The following is an 18429-nucleotide window of genomic DNA, read 5'->3' on the forward strand; positions in this document are numbered from 1 at the left end:
CTAGTTCAGGCGGAGTTCGCCGGATGCCTTGATCTGGTCGGACTGGTGTTTGAGCACCACGCCCAGCGTGGCCGCGATCGTGGCGTCGTCGATGGTGTCCATCCCCAGAGCCAGCACCGTGCGGCCCCAGTCGATGGTCTCGGCCACCGACGGCAGCTTCTTGAGCTGCATTCCGCGCAGCACCCCGATGATGCGGACCAGTTCGGCGGCCAGATGTTCGGGCAGCTCGGGCACCCGCGACAGCAGGATGCGCCGTTCCAGCTCGGCGTCGGGGAAGTCGATGTGCAGAAACAGGCAACGCCGCTTGAGCGCCTCGGAGAGCTCCCTGGTGGCGTTGGACGTCAGCACGACGAACGGGGCGCGTTCGGCGGTGATCGTGCCCAGCTCGGGCACCGTCACCGCGAAGTCCGAAAGCACCTCCAGCAGCAGGCCCTCGATCTCGATGTCGGCCTTGTCGGTCTCGTCGATCAGCAGCACGGTCGGCTCGGTGCGCCGGATCGCGGTCAGCAGCGGACGCGAGAGCAAGAACTCCTCGCTGAACACGTCGTCGCGGGTGGCATCCCAGTCGCCGTGCCCGGCCTGGATGCGCAGGATCTGCTTTGCGTGGTTCCACTCGTAGAGGGCGCGGGCCTCGTCGACCCCCTCGTAGCACTGCAACCGCACCAGGCCCGAACCGGTGGCCTGCGCGACGGCACGGGCCAGCTCGGTCTTGCCGACCCCGGCGGGGCCTTCGACCAGCAGCGGCTTGCCCAGCTGGTCGGCGAGGAAAACCGCGGTGGCCGTTGCGGTGTCGGGCAGATAACCGGTCTCGGCCAGCCGCCGCGCGACATCGTCGATGTCGGCGAACAGCGGCGCCGGGCGTGCGGGGACAGTCAATGTAGTAACTCCTGATTCAGGCCGGGCGGGTGTGGCCGTCTCCCCACACAATCCACTTGGTTGACGTCAGTTCGGGCAACCCCATCGGGCCGCGGGCGTGCAGCTTCTGGGTCGAGATGCCGATTTCGGCGCCGAAGCCGAACTGCTCGCCGTCGGTGAACGCCGTCGACGCGTTCACCATCACCGCCGCGGCGTCGACCCGATCGGTGAAGCGTTGGGCCGCAGCAAGATCGGTCGCCACGATGGCCTCGGTGTGTCCGGTGCCGAACTCGTTGATGTGGGCGATCGCGCCGTCGACGCCGTCGACCACCGCCAGCGCGATGTCCATCGACAGGAATTCGGCGCGCAGTTCGTCTTCGGAGGGGTTCTCGTGCACGACCACGCCGGCGTCGCGAAGGGCCTTGGTGAGCCGGGGCAGCGCCTGCTCGGCGATCGCGGCGTCGATCAGCACCGACTCGGCGGCATTGCACACGCTGGGCCGCCGCGTCTTGGCGTTCAACAGGATTCGCTCGGCGACGTCGAGATCGGCCGACTTGTCAACGTAGACATGACAATTGCCGACCCCGGTCTCGATGGTCGGCACCGTCGCGTCGCGCACGACCGCGTCGATGAGGCCGGCGCCGCCGCGCGGGATGACGACGTCGACCAGGCCGCGCGCCTGGATGAGGTGGGTGACGCTGGCCCGGTCCTCACTGGGCAGCAGCTGCACGGCGTCGGCATCGAGCAGTTCGGTGGCCAACGCCGCGCGCAACGCGTCCACCAGGGCGGCGTTGGAGCGCGCCGCTGACGAACTGCCGCGCAGCAGCACCGCGTTGCCCGACTTCAGCGTCAGCCCGAACGCGTCGACGGTGACGTTGGGCCTGCCCTCGTAGACGATGCCGACCACGCCCAGCGGTACCCGCACCTGGCGCAACCGCAGCCCGTTGGGCAGGGTGCGTCCGCGAAGCACCTCGCCGAGCGGGTCGGGCAGCCCGGCGACCTGGCGCAATCCGTCGGCGATCCCTTCCACGCGGCTCGGGTTCAGCGCGAGCCTGTCGAGCATGGCTTCCGGTGTGCCTGCGGCGCGGGCGGCCTCCAGGTCCTGTTCGTTGGCCGCGAGGACATCGCCCGTGTGCATCAGCAGGTGGTCGGCGGCCGTGTTGAGCGCACGGTTCTTGGTCTCGGTGCTCAGGGTGGCCAGGGCGCGGGCCGCGACGCGGGCACGGCGGGCGGCGTCGTGGACCTGTTCGCGCAAACCGGGAAGTGAGGGGGCCTGCACACTCATTACCCCAGCGTATCGAACGGGCGTCCGGGCCGTTCGACACGTGTCGGGTAGGTGGGCTGGTCTAGCGTTGTCAGTCATGGTGGCGCGGGTCTGTGTGGTCGGCAGTGTCAACCTCGACCACACCTTCGTGGTGAATGCGCTGCCCCGGCCTGGCCAGACGGTTCTCGCGTCGGCGACGGCGACCGCACCGGGCGGTAAGGGCGGAAACCAGGCGGTGGCCGCCGCCCGCGCGGGCGCGGAGGTGCAGCTCGTCGCGGCGCTCGGCACCGATGCGGCGGCCGCGCAGTTACGGGCCCACCTGGAGGCCAACGAGGTCGGGCTGGCCGGGGTGGTGACGCTGCCCGGCCCGAGCGGGTCGGCGGTCATCGTGGTCGACAACACGGCGGAGAACACGATCGTGGTGGCGCCGGGCGCGAACGCGCATCTGAGCGTGCACGACGCCGACGTGCGTGCGGTGATCGCCGACAGCGATGTGGTGCTCATGCAGTTGGAGATCCCCGTCGGCGCCGCCGTCGACGCCGCCGAGGTGGCACGCGCGGCAGGCGCGGTCGTCATCGTCAACGCATCGCCGGCGGGCGCGCCACCGCATGCTCTCCTGGCCCTTTCCCAGTTGGCGGACGTCGTCGTCGTCAACGAATCCGAGGCCGGCCACTGGCACTGGCCGGTCCCTCATCTGGTGATCACCCGAGGCTCGCGCGGTGCCAGCTACCTGGGTGACGACGAGCGGTTCGACGTGCGCGCACCGGCCGTCGACGCGGTCGACACCACCGGCGCCGGTGACGTCTTCGCGGGTGTGCTGGCCGCGGGCTGGCAGACGGGACACGAGGACGCCATGCGCCGCGCGTGCGCGGCCGCCGCGCTGTCCACGCTGGTGCCCGGCGCCGGCGACTGCGCCCCCTACGCCGAGGCCATCGACGACGCAGTGACCAACCGGAAAGCAGGAGAACGACGCCTATGACATCTGAGACCTCAGTGCCACCCGCCGCCGGCACGCCGCGGCCCCCCGACGGCGACTGGCTGGGCACGCCGTATCTGCGCTTCAGCCGCGAGGGCGGGTTCGGGGTGTGCACGTTGGACCGGCCCGAGGCGCGCAACGCGATGACGCCCGCGATGTACTTCGGCATCCGCTACGCCGTGCGTCACGTCGACGCCGATCCGGACCTGGCGGGCCTGCTCATCACTGGCACCGGCGACGTGTTCGCCCCCGGCGGCGACATGGGCGGTGGCGACGGCAGCGACGACTGGTTGACGTTCGGGTCGGCGCTGGGCATGGATGTGACGCCGTTCGAGACGCTGCGCCAGTCGGTCAAGCCGGTGGTGTCGGCGGTCAACGGGCTGTGTCAGGGCGGCGGCCTGCAGATCGCGATGTGCAGCGACATGGCGGTGGTCAGCGACCGGGCCACCTTCCGGGTGCCCGAGTTGTTCCGCGGGATCGCCGACACCTACTACGCCCAGATGCTGACCCGGCTGATCGGGCCGGTGCGCACCCGCGACCTGATGTTCACCGGGCGCACGCTGGACGCGCAGGAGGCGCTGGACTGGGGCCTGGTGGCGCGGGTGGTGCCGCACGACGAGCTGCTCGAGCAGGCCCGCGAGGTGCTGGCCCAGTGCTGCCGCACCGCCCCGGGGGCCCGCGGGCTGGTCAAGTCGAGCATCGACAACTACCTGGGACTGTTCGATCGCATCGGGATGCAGTCCAGCCTGGCCGGGCCCGAGATCATCGAGGGGTTCCGGGCGTTCAAGGAGCGGCGTTCGCCAAACTGGGTGCACCCCGACCTACGCGTCGACGGCCGCCTCTGAGCAGCGATTTCGGCGCAGTTTGTCACGCCCACCGTGACGAACCACGCCGAAATCGCTCTTGAATAGTACAGAAATTGATGTACTGTCTGCGGCATGCAGACGGTCACCCACCGCGACGCGTTGTCGCGGTTCGGCTATGCGCTCTCCGACCCGACGCGCTGCGAGATCCTGCTGCTCCTGCGCGACGGCCCCGGCTACCCGTCTGAGCTCGCCGACAAGATCGGGGTGTCGCGCCAGATCCTGTCCAACCACCTGGCGTGCCTGCGCGGCTGCGGCCTGGTCGTCGCGCAGCCCGAAGGTCGGCGCAACCGCTACGAACTCGCCGACGCCCGGATCGCCCACGCGCTCGCCGACTTGATCGGGTTGGTGCTGACGGTCGACCCGGCGTGCTGCCCAGCCGCCGAAACCGAGGGCTGCTGCTGATGGTCGCGACGACGGCGGCCCGGCGCGACGTCCTCATCCGCCGCGTCCGACTCTTCGTGGCCGCGACCATCAGCTACAACGTGGTCGAGGCCGTCGTCGCGCTGGCCGAAGGCACTCGCGTGTCGTCGACGGCACTGATCGGCTTCGGGCTCGACTCGGCCGTCGAAGTCGCCTCCGCCGCGGCGGTCGCCTGGCAGTTCGCGGCCCGGGATCCCGAGACCCGGGAGAAGACCGCGCTGCGGTTCATCGCGTTCTCGTTCTTCGCGCTCGCGGCCTACGTCACCGCCGACGCGCTGCTGACGTTGTTCGGGGTCGGCGAGGCGCGGCCGTCGCGCATCGGCATCGCGCTCGCCGCGCTCAGCCTGGTGATCATGCCGGTGTTGTCGTGGGCGCAGCGTCACGCCGGACGCGAACTGGGCTCGCGCTCAGCTGTCGCCGACTCCAAACAGACGCTGTTGTGCACGTATCTTTCCGCGGTCTTGCTGATCGGGCTGGTCTTCAACGCCGCGCTCGGCTGGACGTGGACCGATCCGGTCGCCGCCCTGGGCATCGCCGCCATCGCCGTCCGCGAAGGCATCAACGCCTGGCGCGGAGACGCCTGCTGTTCATGAGAGGAGGCACCGTGCCTGTCGTCGCGCTGGTGCTGTTCGGCGTGTTCGCGCTGCTCGGATTCGGTTGGCGCAGTTGGGTTCAGCGGCGTCGAACCGGCTCGACCGGGTTCCGCGGGATCAGCGGCCGCATCGGCTCGGTCGAATGGCTGGCCGGTGTCGGCTTCGTGGTGGCGATGGCCGCGGCGGTGTTCGCGCCGATCCTGCAACTGTGCGGTGTGGTGGCGCCGCTGCCGGTTCTGGATCACACGTGGTTGAACGTCGTCGGGGTGGTGCTCGCGGTCCTCGGCATCGCGGGCACGGTGTACGCGCAGTTGGACATGGGTGACTCGTGGCGGATCGGCGTCGACGCCAGTGAACGGACCACGCTGGTGCGCACCGGGGTGTTCGCTCTGGTGCGTAACCCCACCTTCACCGCGATGCTGGTGTTCGGGCTCGGAATCGCGTTGGTGACACCGAATCTGGTGGCGTTGGTCGGCTTTGCGATTCTGGTCGTCACCATCGAGCTTCAGGTCCGCGTGGTCGAGGAGCCCTACCTGTTGTCGGTTCACGGCGACGAGTACCGCGGGTACACGGCGCGGGTCGGCCGCTTCGTCCCGGGGTTGGGGCGATTTCGGTGCGCCGCGTAGCGCTCACCGCCACTTAGCGCACCGAAATCGCTGATTAGACTGCCGGGCATGCCGATAGTTGGAAAGCTGCTCAGGCGGTTCCGCGCTGGCGCACACCGCAGCCCGCTCGCCGCACCCGAGTACACAGGCGCCGACACCATCGACATCACCAGCAGTGCGTTCGACGACGGCGGCCCGATCCCGCAGAGGCACGCCGGTGCCGCCGTCGGCGACAACGTCTCGCCGCCGCTGCGCTGGAGCGGGGTGCCGGCGCCGACCAAGCAACTCGCCCTGGTCATCGACGACATCGACGTGCCGGGCCCCAAACCGCTGATGCACACGATCGCGCTGATCGAGGCGGACCGCCGCAGCCTCGACGAAGGTGAACTCAAGCCCGGCGCCGCCGGCGTGCGCTTCGTCAAGGCGTTCGGCGACTCCTACGTCGGGCCCGCACCGATCCGGGGACACGGTCCCCACCACTACCGGTTTCAGCTGTTCGCGCTGGACCAGCCGGTACCCGACGACGTGACCGACCACAAGGGATTTCTCGCCGCGATCGCCGGTCACGTACTGGCGCGCGGCGTGTTGACGGGCACCTACGAACGCTGACCAGCGCAGTCGACCACCCGCGCTAGCGTGGGAGTGATGGCACGCAGACAGCTGAACACCAAGCAGGAAGCGACCTGGCTCTGGATGCCGCTGATCATCGGTCTGGTCCTCGGCGTGACCCTGGCGGCCATGACCGATCACTGGTGGTGGTCGACTGTCGGGGTGCTGGCCGGCGCGGCGGTCGGCGCGGTCAGCGCCGGCAAGCTGCGCCGAAAGCGCTAGCCGGATTCGGGGATTTCGCGCTCGATCTCGTCGAGCCACACCCGCGCCGTCATGTCCGACGGCGCCCGCCAGTCACCGCGCGGCGAGAGCGACCCGCCGTGAGACACCTTGGGGCCGTTGGGCACTGCCGAACGCTTGAACTGCGCGAACGAGTAGAAGCGCTGCGCGAACACCTGCAGCCAGTGCCGGATCTCCTTGAGCGAGTATGACGGCCGCTTGTGCTCGGGATATCCGGCCGGCCAGTCGCCGCGCTGCGCGTCGCTCCACGCATGCCACGCCAGAAACGCGACCTTCGAGGGCCGAAACCCGTATCGCAGCACCTGGAACAGCGAGAAGTCCTGCAGGACATACGGTCCGATTTTCGACTCGGTGCTCTGGATCTCCTCGTCCTCGCCGGCGGGCACCAGCTCCGGAGAGATCTCGGTGTCCAGCACCGACTGCAGCACCTCGTTGACCGCGTCGTCGAACTGCCCCGAGGCGATCACCCAGCGAATCAGGTGCTGGATCAACGTCTTCGGCACACCGCCGTTGACGTTGTAGTGCGACATCTGGTCGCCCACACCGTAGGTCGACCAGCCCAGTGCGAGCTCGGACAGGTCACCGGTGCCGAGCACGATGCCGCCGCGCTGGTTGGCCAGCCGGAACAGGTAATCGGTGCGCAGGCCGGCCTGCACGTTCTCGAATGTGACGTCATACACCGGTTCACCGCGCCCGAACGGGTGGTCGATGTTCTTGAGCATCAGTTCGGCGGTGGAGCTGATGTCAAGCTCGGCGAAGGTCACGCCCAGGGCTTCGGCGAGCCGCACCGCGTTGCCCTTGGTGCGCTCCCCTGTCGCGAAACCCGGCATGGTGAACGCGAGAATGTCGCTGCGCGGCCGTTCTTCTCGGTCCATGGCGCGGGCGGCGACGATCAGCGCATGGGTGGAGTCCAGCCCGCCGGACAGCCCGAGCACCACCTTCGGGTAGTGCAGCGCGCGCAGGCGCTGTTCCAGCCCGGACACCTGGATGCTGTAGGCCTCGTAGCAATCCTGTTCCAGCCGTTCGGGATCCGACGGCACGAATGGGAACCGTTCGACTTCCCGGCGCAGCCCGATGTCGCCCGACGGCGGGTCGAGCCGGAACTCCACCCGCCGGAACGTGTCCGCATCGATGCCGTGGTGGAGGCGGTTGTCGTCGAACGTGCCCATCCGCAGCCGCTCGTTGCGCAGCAGCTCGAGGTCGACGTCGGCGACCGAGCGTCGTTCGCCCTTCGGGAAGCGTTCGGACTGCGCCAGGCACTCCCCGTTCTCCCAGATCATCGTCTGACCGTCCCAGGCCAGGTCGGTGGTCGACTCGCCTTCTCCCGCTGCGGCGTAGACGTAGGCGGCCAGGCACCGCGCCGACGCGGAACGCGCCAGCAGGCAACGGTCCTCGGCGCGCCCGACGGTGATCGGGCTGCCGGAGAGGTTGACCAGCACCGTCGCGCCGGCCAGCGCGGCCTGTGCGCTCGGCGGGATCGGCACGAACATGTCCTCGCAGATCTCCACGTGCAGCACGAAGCCGGGCATGTCGGTGGCGATGAACAACAAGTCGGGCCCGAACGGTACGTCGGCATCCCCCATCCGGATCGCCCCGCGCACGTCGTCGCCGGGTGCCATCTGACGGCGTTCGTAGAACTCTCGGTAGGTCGGCAGATACGACTTGGGCGCGACCCCGAGCACGTGGCCGCGGTGGATCACCACCGCGGTGTTGTAGATCCGGTGCGCGTACCGCAACGGGGCGCCGACGACGAGCACCGGCATCAGGTCGGCGGATGCGGCGACGACGTCGAGCAGCGCGTCTTCGACCGCGTCCAGCAGGGCGTCCTGCATCACGATGTCCTCGATCGAGTACCCCGACAGCGTCAACTCCGGAAACACTGCGAGCGCGACGCTGTCATCGTGGCAGCCCTGCGCCAACCGCAGCACCGATTGCGCGTTGGCCTGCGGATCCGCCAGCGCCGTGTGGTGTGTGCAGGCGGCGACGCGCACGAACCCGTGCCGGTAGGCCGAGTAGAAATCCATGCCTCATTGTTGCCCGAAAGCAGAACGGGGTATGCAGAAGCCCATGAGTGACACCGCTGTGCTGGTCATCGACATGATGAACACCTACCGGCATCCCGATGCCGAGAAGCTGGCCCCCCACGTCGCCGAGATCATCGATCCGCTGGCGCAGCTGGTCGCCGAGGCGCGCGAGCGCGACGACGTCGAGCTGATCTATGTCAACGACAACTACGGCGATTTCAGCGCACAATTCGACGACATCGTGAATGCCGCGCTCGATGGTGAACGACCGGAGTTGGTGAAACCGATCGTGCCCCCCAAGGGTTGCCGGTTGATGACCAAGGTGCGCCACAGCGCCTTCTACGCCACATCGCTGGCCTACCTGCTGGGGCAGCTGGAGCCCAAACGGGTGATCCTCACCGGTCAGGTCACCGAGCAATGCATCCTCTACACCGCGCTGGATGCCTATGTCCGGCACTTCCCGGTCGTCGTCCCGCCGGATGCGGTCGCCCACATCGACCCGGAACTCAGCGACGCGGCGCTGACCATGATGCGCAGCAACATGAGCGCCGACATCATTTCCGCGGCCGATTGCCTGGGCTGACGGGAAAAGGCGAGAAGCTACGGCTGACGTCGGGCAGCAGTACACTTCAAACGTGCCGGAAACGGCGTACGCATCCTGCGGCGACCTCAACCTGGCGTATCAGGTCTTCGGCGACGGACCTATCGAGCTGGTCTTCGCCGGATCGTTCGCCAGCCACGTCGAGTTGTATTGGACCGTGCCCGAATTCGTGGCCTTCTTCGAGCGCCTCGCCACGTTCTGTCGCGTCCTTCTCTTCGATAAGGCCGGGGCGGGCCTGTCGGACCCGGTGCCCAAAGTCCGCACGCTGGAGGAGCGGGTGTCCGAGATCGAGGCCGTCATGGACGCCGTCGGCTTCCAAAGGGCCGTGCTTTTCGGGACGAGCGAGGGCGGCCCGGCCTCCATCCTCTTCGCGGCGACACGACCGCAGCGAACGCGGGCGCTGATTCTCACCGGCACCTTCGCGTACGCCTACGTCGACGGCTGGGCTGACTTGGAACGCGATCCGGCCGAGCTGCGGGACCGCTTGCTGGGCGAGCTCGATGAGCGCTACACACCCTCGGTGCAGCAGACCGCCGGCTTGCAGGCTTTTTGGCGCGCCGTCCTCACAGCATGGGGCAGCGGCGCGGCGGCCAAGGCTCTACTGCCGTCGGTGCGCTCCGTCCGCCTGCTCGCGATGGTGGAACGGATGAGCGCCAGCCCGGGGATGGCGCGCGCGGTCCTCGAAGCCGGGTTCCGGATCGACGCGCGGCCGGTCCTGCCGGCCATCACCGCACCCACCCTGGTCATCCATGCCCGAGAAGAAGTCGTTCCGGTGCAGTGCGGCCGCTACATCGCCGACCACATCCCCGGTGCGCGAATGCTCGAAGTCGACGGCAACGACCACGCGCCCTGGCTCGCCGATCCCGACACGATCCTGACCGAGGTCGAGGAGTTCCTCACCGGCAGCCATGCCGCGCCCTCTCCGGCGCGTCGTGCGCTGCGCAGCGTGCTGTTCACCGACATCGTCGCATCGACACGACACGCCGCGGCGATGGGCGACGAGCGGTGGCGTGCGGTGCTGCACCGATTCGACGAGATCACCGCTGACGTCGCACACCGGTTCGGGGGCACGGTGGTGGAAAGTACGGGCGACGGCCACTTGATCACCTTCGAGGGCCCGACGCTTGCGATCCGGTGCGCCGAGACCTTACGCGCCGAGGCGGAAACCTTGGGTATCGAGATTCGCGCCGGAATCCACACCGGCGAGTGCGAACTGCTGGAAACCGGCATCGGCGGTATCGCTGTGCACATCGCGGCGCGGATCGTCGACAAGGCGGGCAGCGGGGAGATCCTCGTCTCGCGCACCGTATGTGATCTCGTCGTCGGCTCGGGCACCGAGTTCGACGATCGCGGCTCCGTCGAGTTGCGGGGCGTGCCCGGCGCATGGCAACTGTTGGCGGTGGATCGCCGCGGCGCGCGGACCGAATCGATGGAGGCACAGCTGATATCCGCACCTACTCCAGGTCCACGGACCGGCATGCGCCGCTCGGACCGCGCCGTGGCCACGATGGCCAGGCACACACCGTGGATCCTGCGCGGAGTGGCCCGCCTCGCCCATGGGCGCTCGCAGATTCACTGAGACGGTTCAGCTGGCAGGACCGAGAGGTTTCTGTCATCTGACAGAAACCTTCGTCGCACACTGTTAACCGAACGAACGGCATCGGTTACCTCACCGCAACCATCTCCGCGCGGCGGCCGCGAAAACTGTCGATCGACAGAAAGTCCCCTACCCGCCGGAGAGTCGATGGTTCGCACCGACAGCTCACCAGCCCAGCCGTCCGACACCGCCACCACGTCCGGTGCCCGAGCGCACGCCCGGGCACAACACGGCCGAACCGCCGAGTTCATGCGCCACATTCCGGCGTCCACGTCGCCCACGACGCCACCCGACGTGGCAGCGGAGTGCCTGACGTGGTCGGAAACCGTTGCGCCGGGCGGATATACCACCGCCGTTCTGTCCCGTGGCACCCGGATCCGGCTGACCGACAAGGACGGCGACGCCTGCGCCCACCTGCTGTTGCACCGCGCGGATGCCCCGCACGAACGGCTCAACGTCGCCGACACCGTCAAGGTGCCCTGGCAGGCCTACCTCGGCGTCGGCCATCCGCTGCTCAGCGGCTTCGGGCGGGTGCTGGCCACCGTCGTCGCCGATACCTCGGGCGCGCATGACGCGCTGACCGGAACCACCACGCGTGCAGGCAATCTGACGCGTTACGGTGCCGCATCACCGGAGTCGCCGTCGCCCGCCGGACGCGAACTGTTCACCTTGGCCGCCCTCAAGCACGGACTGGACCGCCGTGACCTGCCGCCGTCGGTGTCGTTCTTCAAGGGCGTACGCGTGCAGCCCGACGGCACCTTCCGCTGGCTGGGTTCGGCGGGCGCCGGGACGGCGGTGGACCTGCTGCTACACGTCGACGCGATCGTGTTGCTGGCCAACACCGCCCACCCGCTCGATCCCCGGCCGACGTTCACCTGCTCCCCGCTGCTGGTGCACGCGTGGCCGGCCGCCGCGGACCTGGACCGGCTCGCCGCGAATCAACTGGTGGGGCCGCTGAATCCCGAACACCGCCAGGCCCTCAGCAACACCGACGCCGATCTCATCGCGAGAGGACAGTTGTGACAACCACTTCCGCTCCGAACATCGCACCTCTGGTCCCAGGAACCGTCGTCCTGGATGAGGTCGTGCCCGCACGCTCCCCGTGGTCGGCGGTAATCGCCGCCGGCGACGTCCTGACAATCGTCGACCTGGCGGGCAATCAGGCCGTGGACTGCCTGCTGTACTCGGCCGCCGACACCGGTATCCGGTACTCCGCGCCGGAAACCGTTCGGCGCCAAGGCCAGATCACGTTGACCACCGGCTCGGTGCTGCGCGCCGACACCGGTGATGCGTTGATGACCGTCGTCGCCGACGAGGTCGGGGCGCACGACACGCTGGGCGGCGCGTGCTCGAAGGAGTCCAACACGCTGCGCTACGGACAGCACACCCGCGCCCAGCACGGCTGCATGGAGAACTTCCTGCTCGAGGGCTCCCGGTGGGGGCTGACCGCGCGTGACCTGGCCTCCAACATCAACTGGTTCATGAACGTTCCGGTCGACCCCGACGGCGCACTGGGCATCGTCGACGGACTGTCCGCGCCGGGCGAGCGGGTGGCCGTGCGGGCCGATATCGACACGCTGGTGCTGGTGTCGAACTGCCCGCAGATCAACAACCCGTGCAACGCCTTTGACCCCACTCCCGTCCGCATGATCGTCACCCGCCCGGAGGGCAGCGGGTGACCGCCACGGTGCTGATCGCGAACCGGGGCGAGATCGCCGTGCGGCTGATCCGCGCCGCCCGCTCGCTCGGGCTGCGCACCGTCGCGGTGTTCTCCGACGCCGACCGCGGCGCACCGCATGTCGCGTTGGCCGACGACGCGGTGCGGATCGGCCCGCCACCACCGCGCGAGAGCTACCTGCGCGCCGGTGCGATCCTGGCCGCGGCCGCGTCGACCGGCGCCACGGTGATCCACCCGGGCTACGGGTTCCTTTCCGAGGACGCCGATTTCGCCGCTGCCGTGGAAACCGCGGGGCTGGCGTTTGCCGGGCCGAGCCCGGAGCAGCTGCGCCGGTTCGGCACCAAGCACACCGCGCGCGCCGCCGCCGAAGCCGCCGGGGTGCCGGTGTTCGCGGGCTCGGGTCTGCTCGACGACCTCGGCGCCGCGCTCGCAAGCGCAGAACGGATCGGCTATCCGGTGATGCTCAAGGCCACCGGCGGGGGCGGCGGCATCGGTATGCGGGTCTGCCGCCACGCCGACGACCTGCGCGCGGCCTATCAATCGGTCACCGCGCAGGCCGAGCGCAACTTCGCCGCGACGGGCGTGTTCGTCGAGCGCTACGTCGAGAACGCCCGCCACGTCGAGGTCCAGATCTTCGGCGACGGCGCCGGACGCGTGGTGTCGCTGGGCGACCGCGACTGTTCGCTGCAGCGCAGGCACCAGAAGGTCGTCGAGGAGGCGCCCGCCCCGGCGCTGCCCGACGAGGTGCGCGAGCGCCTGCACGCCTCGTCGCGGGCACTGGCGGCCGCGGTGGGCTACCGGTCGGCGGGCACCGTCGAGTTCGTCTACGACCCGCTCCGCCGGGAGGCGTCGTTTCTGGAGGTCAACGCGCGCCTGCAGGTCGAGCATCCGGTCACCGAGGCGGTCACCGGGGTGGATCTGGCCGCTTGGATGCTGCGCCTGGCGCTGGGCGACACCACGATGTTCGACGACTACCCCGACGCGGTGGTGCCGGTCACCGGCCATGCCGTGGAGGCGCGCATCTACGCCGAGGAGCCCAACCACGACCACCGCCCGAGCGTGGGCACGCTCAGCACCGTCCGATTTCCCGCCGACGTGCGCGTGGACACCTGGGTGTCGGACGGCACCGAGGTCACCGCGGCCTACGATCCGCTGCTGGCCAAGGTCGTCACCGTCGGCGCCGACCGTGATGACGCGTGGAACCGCCTCGGCGCCGCGGTGGCAGACACCCGGATGTACGGCATCGAGACCAACCTCGGACTGCTGTGTGCGGCAACCGATCACGACGCCGTCAGGGCAGCCCGGCACAGCACCGCGACGCTCGCCACGATCACCGACCCCCGGCCGCGGATCACCCTCGAGCGGCCGGGCCTGATGACGACCGTGCAGGACGTGCCCGGCCGGATCGGGCTGTGGCAGGTCGGGGTGCCGCCGAGCGGGCCGATGGACGACCTGTCGTTCCGGCTGGGCAACCGCGCCCTGGGCAACGACGAGGACGCGGCGGGCCTGGAATGCACGGCGTCCGGGCCGGCGCTGCGGTTCACCCGCCCGACGCGGGTGTGTGTCACCGGCGCGGAGTGTCTGGTCACCGTCGACGGCGCTCCGGCGCCGATGTGGGAACCCGTCGAGGTGCCCGCCGGGGCCCTGCTCGACATCGGTGAGGCCGCGGTGGGGCTGCGCACCTACGTGCTGTTCGCGGGCGGGCTCGACGTGCCGACCTATCTGGGCAGCGCCGCCACCTTCACCCTCGGCCGCTTCGGCGGCCACGCCGGCCGCGAGCTGATCGCCGGAGATGTGTTGCGCACCAAGGCCGCCGATCCCGACGCCGCCGCGCGTCCCGGAGCGGGACCGGTGCCGCCGGAGGTGCGTCCCGCGCTCACCGGCGCGTGGGAGCTCGCCGTCACCGAGGGCCCGCACGGCGCACCGGAGTTCTTCACCCGTGCCGACATGGACACCTTGTTCGAGGCGTCCTACCGGGTGCACTTCAACTCGGCGCGCACCGGAGTCCGCCTGGAGGGCCCCAAGCCGGCATGGGCGCGGCCGGACGGTGGTGAAGCGGGCCTGCACCCGTCGAACATCCACGACAACGCCTACTCCGTGGGCGCGCTGGACTTCACCGGCGACACCCCGATCCTGCTCGGGCCGGATGGCCCCAGTCTGGGCGGTTTCGTGTGTCCGGTCACGGTAGTCACGGCCGACCGCTGGAAACTGGGTCAGCTGCGGCCCGGCGACACGGTGCGGTTCGTGCCGGTGCGCGCGTCGCATGCGCCGTCGCGGCGCGAACTCGGCATCGCCCGCGGCGCCGCCACCGCGCTGGTGTCCCGCGCCGGTGGCGACGGTGACAACGGGGTGCTGGCGCGGCGCGACGGCGTCGACGGGGCCCTGACGGTGACCTACCGCCGCAGCGGCGACGACAACGTCCTCGTCGAATACGGCGACATCGTGCTGGATCTCGCGCTGCGCGCCCGGGTGCACGCGCTGCACACCCGCCTCGACGGCAGCACCGACGGGATTCTCGACATCACCCCCGGCATTCGCTCGCTGCAGGTGCACGTCGACCCCGACGTGCTGCCGATCCCGAAGCTGCTCGCCCTGCTGGCCGAGATCGAGGACGACCTGCCCGCGGCGTCGCAACTCGTGGTGCCCAGCCGGCTGGTGCGCCTGCCGCTGTCCTGGGACGACCCCGCCACCCGCGAAGCGATCGCCCGCTACACCTCGGGGGTGCGCGACGACGCGCCATGGTGCCCGTCGAACATCGAATTCATCCGGCGCATCAACGGATTGGCGAGCCACGACGAGGTCCGCGATATCGTGTTCGACGCGCAGTACCTCACCCTCGGCCTCGGCGACGTCTACCTCGGCGCGCCGGTGGCCACGCCGCTGGACCCGCGCCACCGCCTGGTCACCACCAAGTACAACCCGGCACGCACCTGGACGGCGGAGAACTCCGTGGGCATCGGCGGGGCGTATCTGTGCATCTACGGCATGGAGGGCCCCGGCGGATACCAGTTCGTCGGCCGCACCACCCAGGTGTGGAGCAGCCACCGGCACCGCGGCGCGTTCGACTCCGAGAATCCTTGGCTGTTGAGGTTTTTCGACCGGATCTCGTGGTATCCGGTGTCGGCCGAGGAGCTGTTGGACCTGCGCGCCGACATCGCGGCGGGCCGGGGCACGCTCGACATCACCGACGGCACGTTCTCGCTGGCCGAACACGAGCGGTTCTTGTCCGACCACGCCGATTCCATCGCGGCGTTCCGGGCCAGGCAGGCCGACGCGTTCGCCGCCGAGCGCGCGGCGTGGGCGGCCGCAGGCGAATTCGACCGCGCCGAGCGCGCCGCCTCCCACTTGGCCGCGCTACCCGTCGAGGAGCTGGTGCTCGACGACGGTGAGCAGCGCGTCGACGCGCCGTTCTCGTCGAGCGTGTGGAAGATCGACGTCGCCGTCGGCCAGCGCGTGGTGGCGGGGCAGCCGCTGCTGGCGCTGGAGGCGATGAAGATGGAGACGGTGCTGCGCGCCCCGTCCGACGGGGTGGTGACCAAGATCCTGGTCTCCGCAGGCCATCTCGTCGACGGCGGCGCGCCGCTCGTCGTCGTCGGCCCCGAGGATCGTCGATGAGCGCCGTCGAGCGGGTGCGTGCCGCCTACGCCGCGATCGACGACGCCGACCGCCCGGAGATCTGGATCGCGTTGCGCCCCTTGACCGACGCGCTGGCCGATGCGGCGGCGATCGACGCGCCCGCGCGCGCCGGGGCGGCGCTGCCGCTGGCCGGGCTGGTGGCGGCGGTGAAGAACAACATCGATGTCGCCGGCATCCCGACCACGGCGGGCTGCCCAACGTTCGCCGCAGGCCCCGCGGTCGCCGACGCCCCGGCGGTGGCGCGGCTGCGTGAGGCCGGGGCGGTGGTGATCGGCGCGACCAACCTCGACCAGTTCGCTACCGGGCTGGTCGGCACCCGAAGCCCCTACGGCGCGGTCCGCGACGCCCGCCGCCCCGAATACATCTCCGGCGGTTCGAGTTCGGGCTCCGCCGTCGCGGTGGCGCTGGGCCTGGTGGACGTCGCGCTGGGCACCGACACCGCGGGCTCCGGGCGGGTTCCCGCCGCGCTGCAGGGCATCGTCGGCATCAAACCCACGATCGGGGTGGTGTCGACCGAGGGTGTGGTGCCGGCCTGCCGGTCCTACGACTGCGTCACCGTGTTCGCCCGCGACCTCGCCACCGCCGACACCGCGATGGGTGTGCTGGCAGGCGGCGGCCGCGAGTTTCCGCCCGACGCACCGCTGGCCGCACCCCCGGACATCAGGGTGGCGGTGCCACGCGAGCTGCCCGAGCTGGCGCCGCAGTGGCGAGCGCCCTTCCGCCAAGCCTGTGAACGCTTGGCGCACAACGGTGTGCGGCTCGTCGAGATCGACCTCACTCCGTTTCTGCGCGCGGCGCGCCTGCTCTATGACGGCGCGCTGGTCGCCGAACGCCACGAAGCCGTCGGGGCGTTCGTCGGCGAGCACCTGCGGATCGGCGACCAGGCCGTGGACCCGACGGTGGGAGGGATCATCACCGCCGCGGGCGCCCTGCCCGCGACCGCGCTGCTGCGCGACCGGGTCACGCTGGCCGACCTGACCGCGGCCGCGCTGGCCGAGCTCGGGGACTGCCACGCCCTGTTGGTTCCCACCACCACCGACCACCCCACCATCGCCGAGGTGAACGCCGACCCCGTCGGGGTGAACTCCCGGCTCGGGACCTACACCAACTTCTGCAACCTGATGGACCTGTGCGGGGTCTCCGTCCCGTGCGGAACCGCCCCTGACGGAGCGCAGTTCGGCGTGACGGTGCTGGCCCGCGCTTGCGCCGACGCGCTCGCTGTCGACGTGGCGCGGCTGGTCTGCACACCGCGTGTCGCGGCGCCGACGGTTCCGTGGCCCGCACGCGCGGGCGTAGCGACCACCCGCCTCTTCGTCGTCGGTGCCCATCTGCGCGGACATCCGCTGGCGCACCAGCTCGAGCAGCGCGGCGCACGGTGGTGCGGCCCCACCGCGACCGCCCCCGCCTACCGGCTGGCGCGTTTGAACACCGACCCACCCAAACCGGGGCTTGTCCGGATGGACGACGGCGGCATGCAGATACACGGCGAGCTGTGGCTGATCGGCACCGCGATGCTTGGTGACTTCCTGGCCGCACTGCCCGCGCCCATGTCGCTGGGGCCGGTAAGCCTGTCCGACGGCACCGCGGCCGTCGGGTTTGGCTGCACCCTGCAGGCCTGGCAGGACGGCGAGGACATCAGCCATCACGGCGACTGGCCGGGCTACCTGCGCCGGGTCACCGCGGGCGTCGCGGCGACCCGTTCGGACGTGGTGCGCCGCTGCTGGCGTCGCACGGCGCTCGCGGTGCCCGGACATGCCCTCGACACCGCCACCGACGGCGAGTGGCTGCAGGGCGACGACCTCTACGTCGACCTTCGCATCCCGGCCGACATGGCGCGGATCGCGGCCCGGTCGCTGAGCGGGCTCACCCGCGCCGACCTGCATATGCTGTGCGCCGTCGAAGCGTTCGCCGGGCACCTGGTCGATGACGGCGGCGAGTGGACCTGGACGCGCGCGGTCGATCTGCATCCGGCCGAACCGCTGCCCGATCGGGGTCGGCTGCACCTCGCCGATGGCGTCCTCGTCGAAACCGGCGTCGGGCGCGACTATCACGAGGACTGGGTTTCGGCCCCACCCGCACCCGATGTGACGCATGTGGAGTTGTCGCTGCATGACCCCGGCGGGCGACGCGGCATGTTGCTGCGTGTCGGTCACCGATTCGGCTATGTGCGCGGCCGCGCACCCGACGTGGTGATCCCATCCGGGACCGCGCTGCGCGACGCCGTCGCCGCCGCGGGCCTGCCCCGCGCCCGGGCACTGCTGGACCTGGAGATCTCGCTGGGCACCGTAGACGGCGGCCGCTGGCGAATCACCCGTTCCACCTTGCCGTTCCGGGTCGGTGACGACCTGAGACCCGGGCTGACCGACGACGCGGTCAGCGTCGGCGCCCGCGACCCCGACGGCCGGCCGGTGCGGCAACGGTGGGCCGTGGCACGACATCACTCCGACCAGTTGCTGGCCCGTTAG

At 70.2% G+C, this 18429-nt stretch carries 16 protein-coding genes; 13 read left to right on the forward strand and 3 right to left on the reverse strand.

What is annotated here, in order from left to right; translation table 11 throughout:
• Complete coding sequence (locus tag MELE44368_RS25030; RefSeq protein ID WP_064918905.1) at positions 1–876, reverse strand: AAA family ATPase; 876 nt, start codon at positions 874–876, stop codon at positions 1–3.
• 16 nt (positions 877–892) lie between these two features.
• Positions 893–2140, reverse strand: coding sequence for a glutamate-5-semialdehyde dehydrogenase (locus MELE44368_RS25035; RefSeq protein ID WP_128110933.1), 1248 nt, complete (start codon positions 2138–2140; stop codon positions 893–895).
• Positions 2141–2216: 76 nt separating this feature from the next.
• Here MELE44368_RS25035 and MELE44368_RS25040 point away from each other — a divergent pair, with 76 nt between their 5' ends.
• The 7 genes from MELE44368_RS25040 (at position 2217) to MELE44368_RS25070 (ending at position 6410) form a co-directional block, all read left to right on the forward strand.
• Positions 2217–3098 carry a PfkB family carbohydrate kinase gene (locus tag MELE44368_RS25040; RefSeq protein ID WP_128110934.1) on the forward strand — a complete coding sequence of 294 codons (882 nt, stop codon included), beginning with the start codon at positions 2217–2219 and terminating at the stop codon, positions 3096–3098.
• Positions 3095–3940, forward strand: a complete 846-nt coding sequence (locus MELE44368_RS25045; RefSeq protein WP_128110935.1) for an enoyl-CoA hydratase/isomerase family protein — start codon at positions 3095–3097, stop codon at positions 3938–3940. The genes MELE44368_RS25040 and MELE44368_RS25045 overlap by 4 nt, the downstream gene beginning before the upstream one ends.
• Before the next feature lie 93 nt (positions 3941–4033).
• Complete coding sequence (locus MELE44368_RS25050) at positions 4034–4363, forward strand: ArsR/SmtB family transcription factor (RefSeq protein WP_064892593.1); 330 nt, start codon at positions 4034–4036, stop codon at positions 4361–4363.
• Positions 4363–4974 carry a cation efflux transmembrane domain-containing protein gene (locus tag MELE44368_RS25055; RefSeq protein ID WP_128110936.1) on the forward strand — a complete coding sequence of 204 codons (612 nt, stop codon included), beginning with the start codon at positions 4363–4365 and terminating at the stop codon, positions 4972–4974. Before MELE44368_RS25050 ends, MELE44368_RS25055 begins: the two co-directional genes overlap by 1 nt.
• Positions 4975–4985: 11 nt before the next feature.
• On the forward strand, positions 4986–5600 hold the full coding sequence (locus MELE44368_RS25060) for a methyltransferase family protein (protein WP_128110937.1): 615 nt from the start codon (positions 4986–4988) through the stop codon (positions 5598–5600).
• 48 nt (positions 5601–5648) lie between these two features.
• Positions 5649–6188 carry a YbhB/YbcL family Raf kinase inhibitor-like protein gene (locus tag MELE44368_RS25065; protein WP_128110938.1) on the forward strand — a complete coding sequence of 180 codons (540 nt, stop codon included), beginning with the start codon at positions 5649–5651 and terminating at the stop codon, positions 6186–6188.
• Positions 6189–6224: 36 nt separating this feature from the next.
• Positions 6225–6410: a hypothetical protein gene (locus MELE44368_RS25070; protein ID WP_128110939.1), complete on the forward strand. Its 186-nt coding sequence runs from the start codon at positions 6225–6227 to the stop codon at positions 6408–6410.
• Here the strand turns inward: MELE44368_RS25070 and MELE44368_RS25075 are convergent.
• Positions 6407–8452: an NAD(+) synthase gene (locus MELE44368_RS25075; RefSeq protein WP_128110940.1), complete on the reverse strand. Its 2046-nt coding sequence runs from the start codon at positions 8450–8452 to the stop codon at positions 6407–6409. The two genes, MELE44368_RS25070 and MELE44368_RS25075, sit on opposite strands and share 4 nt — an antisense overlap.
• Before the next feature lie 43 nt (positions 8453–8495).
• On the opposite strand from MELE44368_RS25075, the gene MELE44368_RS25080 reads away from it, so the two are divergent.
• From MELE44368_RS25080 to atzF, 6 genes are all read left to right on the forward strand, one after another.
• Positions 8496–9035 carry a cysteine hydrolase family protein gene (locus MELE44368_RS25080; RefSeq protein WP_128110941.1) on the forward strand — a complete coding sequence of 180 codons (540 nt, stop codon included), beginning with the start codon at positions 8496–8498 and terminating at the stop codon, positions 9033–9035.
• 52 nt (positions 9036–9087) lie between these two features.
• On the forward strand, positions 9088–10632 hold the full coding sequence (locus MELE44368_RS25085) for an adenylate/guanylate cyclase domain-containing protein (RefSeq protein WP_128110942.1): 1545 nt from the start codon (positions 9088–9090) through the stop codon (positions 10630–10632).
• A 165-nt stretch (positions 10633–10797) separates the two neighbouring features.
• Positions 10798–11673 (forward strand): urea amidolyase associated protein UAAP1, encoded by an 876-nt coding sequence (locus MELE44368_RS25090; RefSeq protein ID WP_128110943.1) that lies wholly within the window; start codon positions 10798–10800, stop codon positions 11671–11673.
• On the forward strand, positions 11670–12329 hold the full coding sequence (locus tag MELE44368_RS25095) for an urea amidolyase associated protein UAAP2 (RefSeq protein ID WP_128110944.1): 660 nt from the start codon (positions 11670–11672) through the stop codon (positions 12327–12329). The genes MELE44368_RS25090 and MELE44368_RS25095 overlap by 4 nt, the downstream gene beginning before the upstream one ends.
• Entirely contained in the window at positions 12326–15943 is a 3618-nt protein-coding gene (uca, locus tag MELE44368_RS25100; RefSeq protein WP_128110945.1) for an urea carboxylase, read from the forward strand. Before MELE44368_RS25095 ends, uca begins: the two co-directional genes overlap by 4 nt.
• Positions 15940–18429, forward strand: coding sequence for an allophanate hydrolase (gene atzF / locus MELE44368_RS25105; protein WP_128110946.1), 2490 nt, complete (start codon positions 15940–15942; stop codon positions 18427–18429). The genes uca and atzF overlap by 4 nt, the downstream gene beginning before the upstream one ends.

It is taken from the genome of Mycolicibacterium elephantis DSM 44368, from assembly GCF_004014805.1.
Lineage (GTDB): Bacteria > Actinomycetota > Actinomycetes > Mycobacteriales > Mycobacteriaceae > Mycobacterium > Mycobacterium elephantis.

Bases quoted from the DNA above. Each gene is read 5' to 3' on its own strand.
- MELE44368_RS25050 (WP_064892593.1), top strand. From the start codon at position 4,034: ATGCAGACGGTCACCCACCGCGACGCGTTGTCGCGGTTCGGCTATGCG.
- MELE44368_RS25040 (WP_128110934.1), top strand. From the start codon at position 2,217: ATGGTGGCGCGGGTCTGTGTGGTCGGCAGTGTCAACCTCGACCACACC.
- MELE44368_RS25080 (WP_128110941.1), top strand. From the start codon at position 8,496: ATGAGTGACACCGCTGTGCTGGTCATCGACATGATGAACACCTACCGG.
- MELE44368_RS25075 (WP_128110940.1), bottom strand. From the start codon at position 8,452: ATGGATTTCTACTCGGCCTACCGGCACGGGTTCGTGCGCGTCGCCGCC.
- MELE44368_RS25090 (WP_128110943.1), top strand. From the start codon at position 10,798: ATGGTTCGCACCGACAGCTCACCAGCCCAGCCGTCCGACACCGCCACC.
- MELE44368_RS25055 (WP_128110936.1), top strand. From the start codon at position 4,363: ATGGTCGCGACGACGGCGGCCCGGCGCGACGTCCTCATCCGCCGCGTC.
- atzF (WP_128110946.1), top strand. From the start codon at position 15,940: ATGAGCGCCGTCGAGCGGGTGCGTGCCGCCTACGCCGCGATCGACGAC.
- MELE44368_RS25070 (WP_128110939.1), top strand. From the start codon at position 6,225: ATGGCACGCAGACAGCTGAACACCAAGCAGGAAGCGACCTGGCTCTGG.
- MELE44368_RS25035 (WP_128110933.1), bottom strand. From the start codon at position 2,140: ATGAGTGTGCAGGCCCCCTCACTTCCCGGTTTGCGCGAACAGGTCCAC.
- MELE44368_RS25065 (WP_128110938.1), top strand. From the start codon at position 5,649: ATGCCGATAGTTGGAAAGCTGCTCAGGCGGTTCCGCGCTGGCGCACAC.
- MELE44368_RS25045 (WP_128110935.1), top strand. From the start codon at position 3,095: ATGACATCTGAGACCTCAGTGCCACCCGCCGCCGGCACGCCGCGGCCC.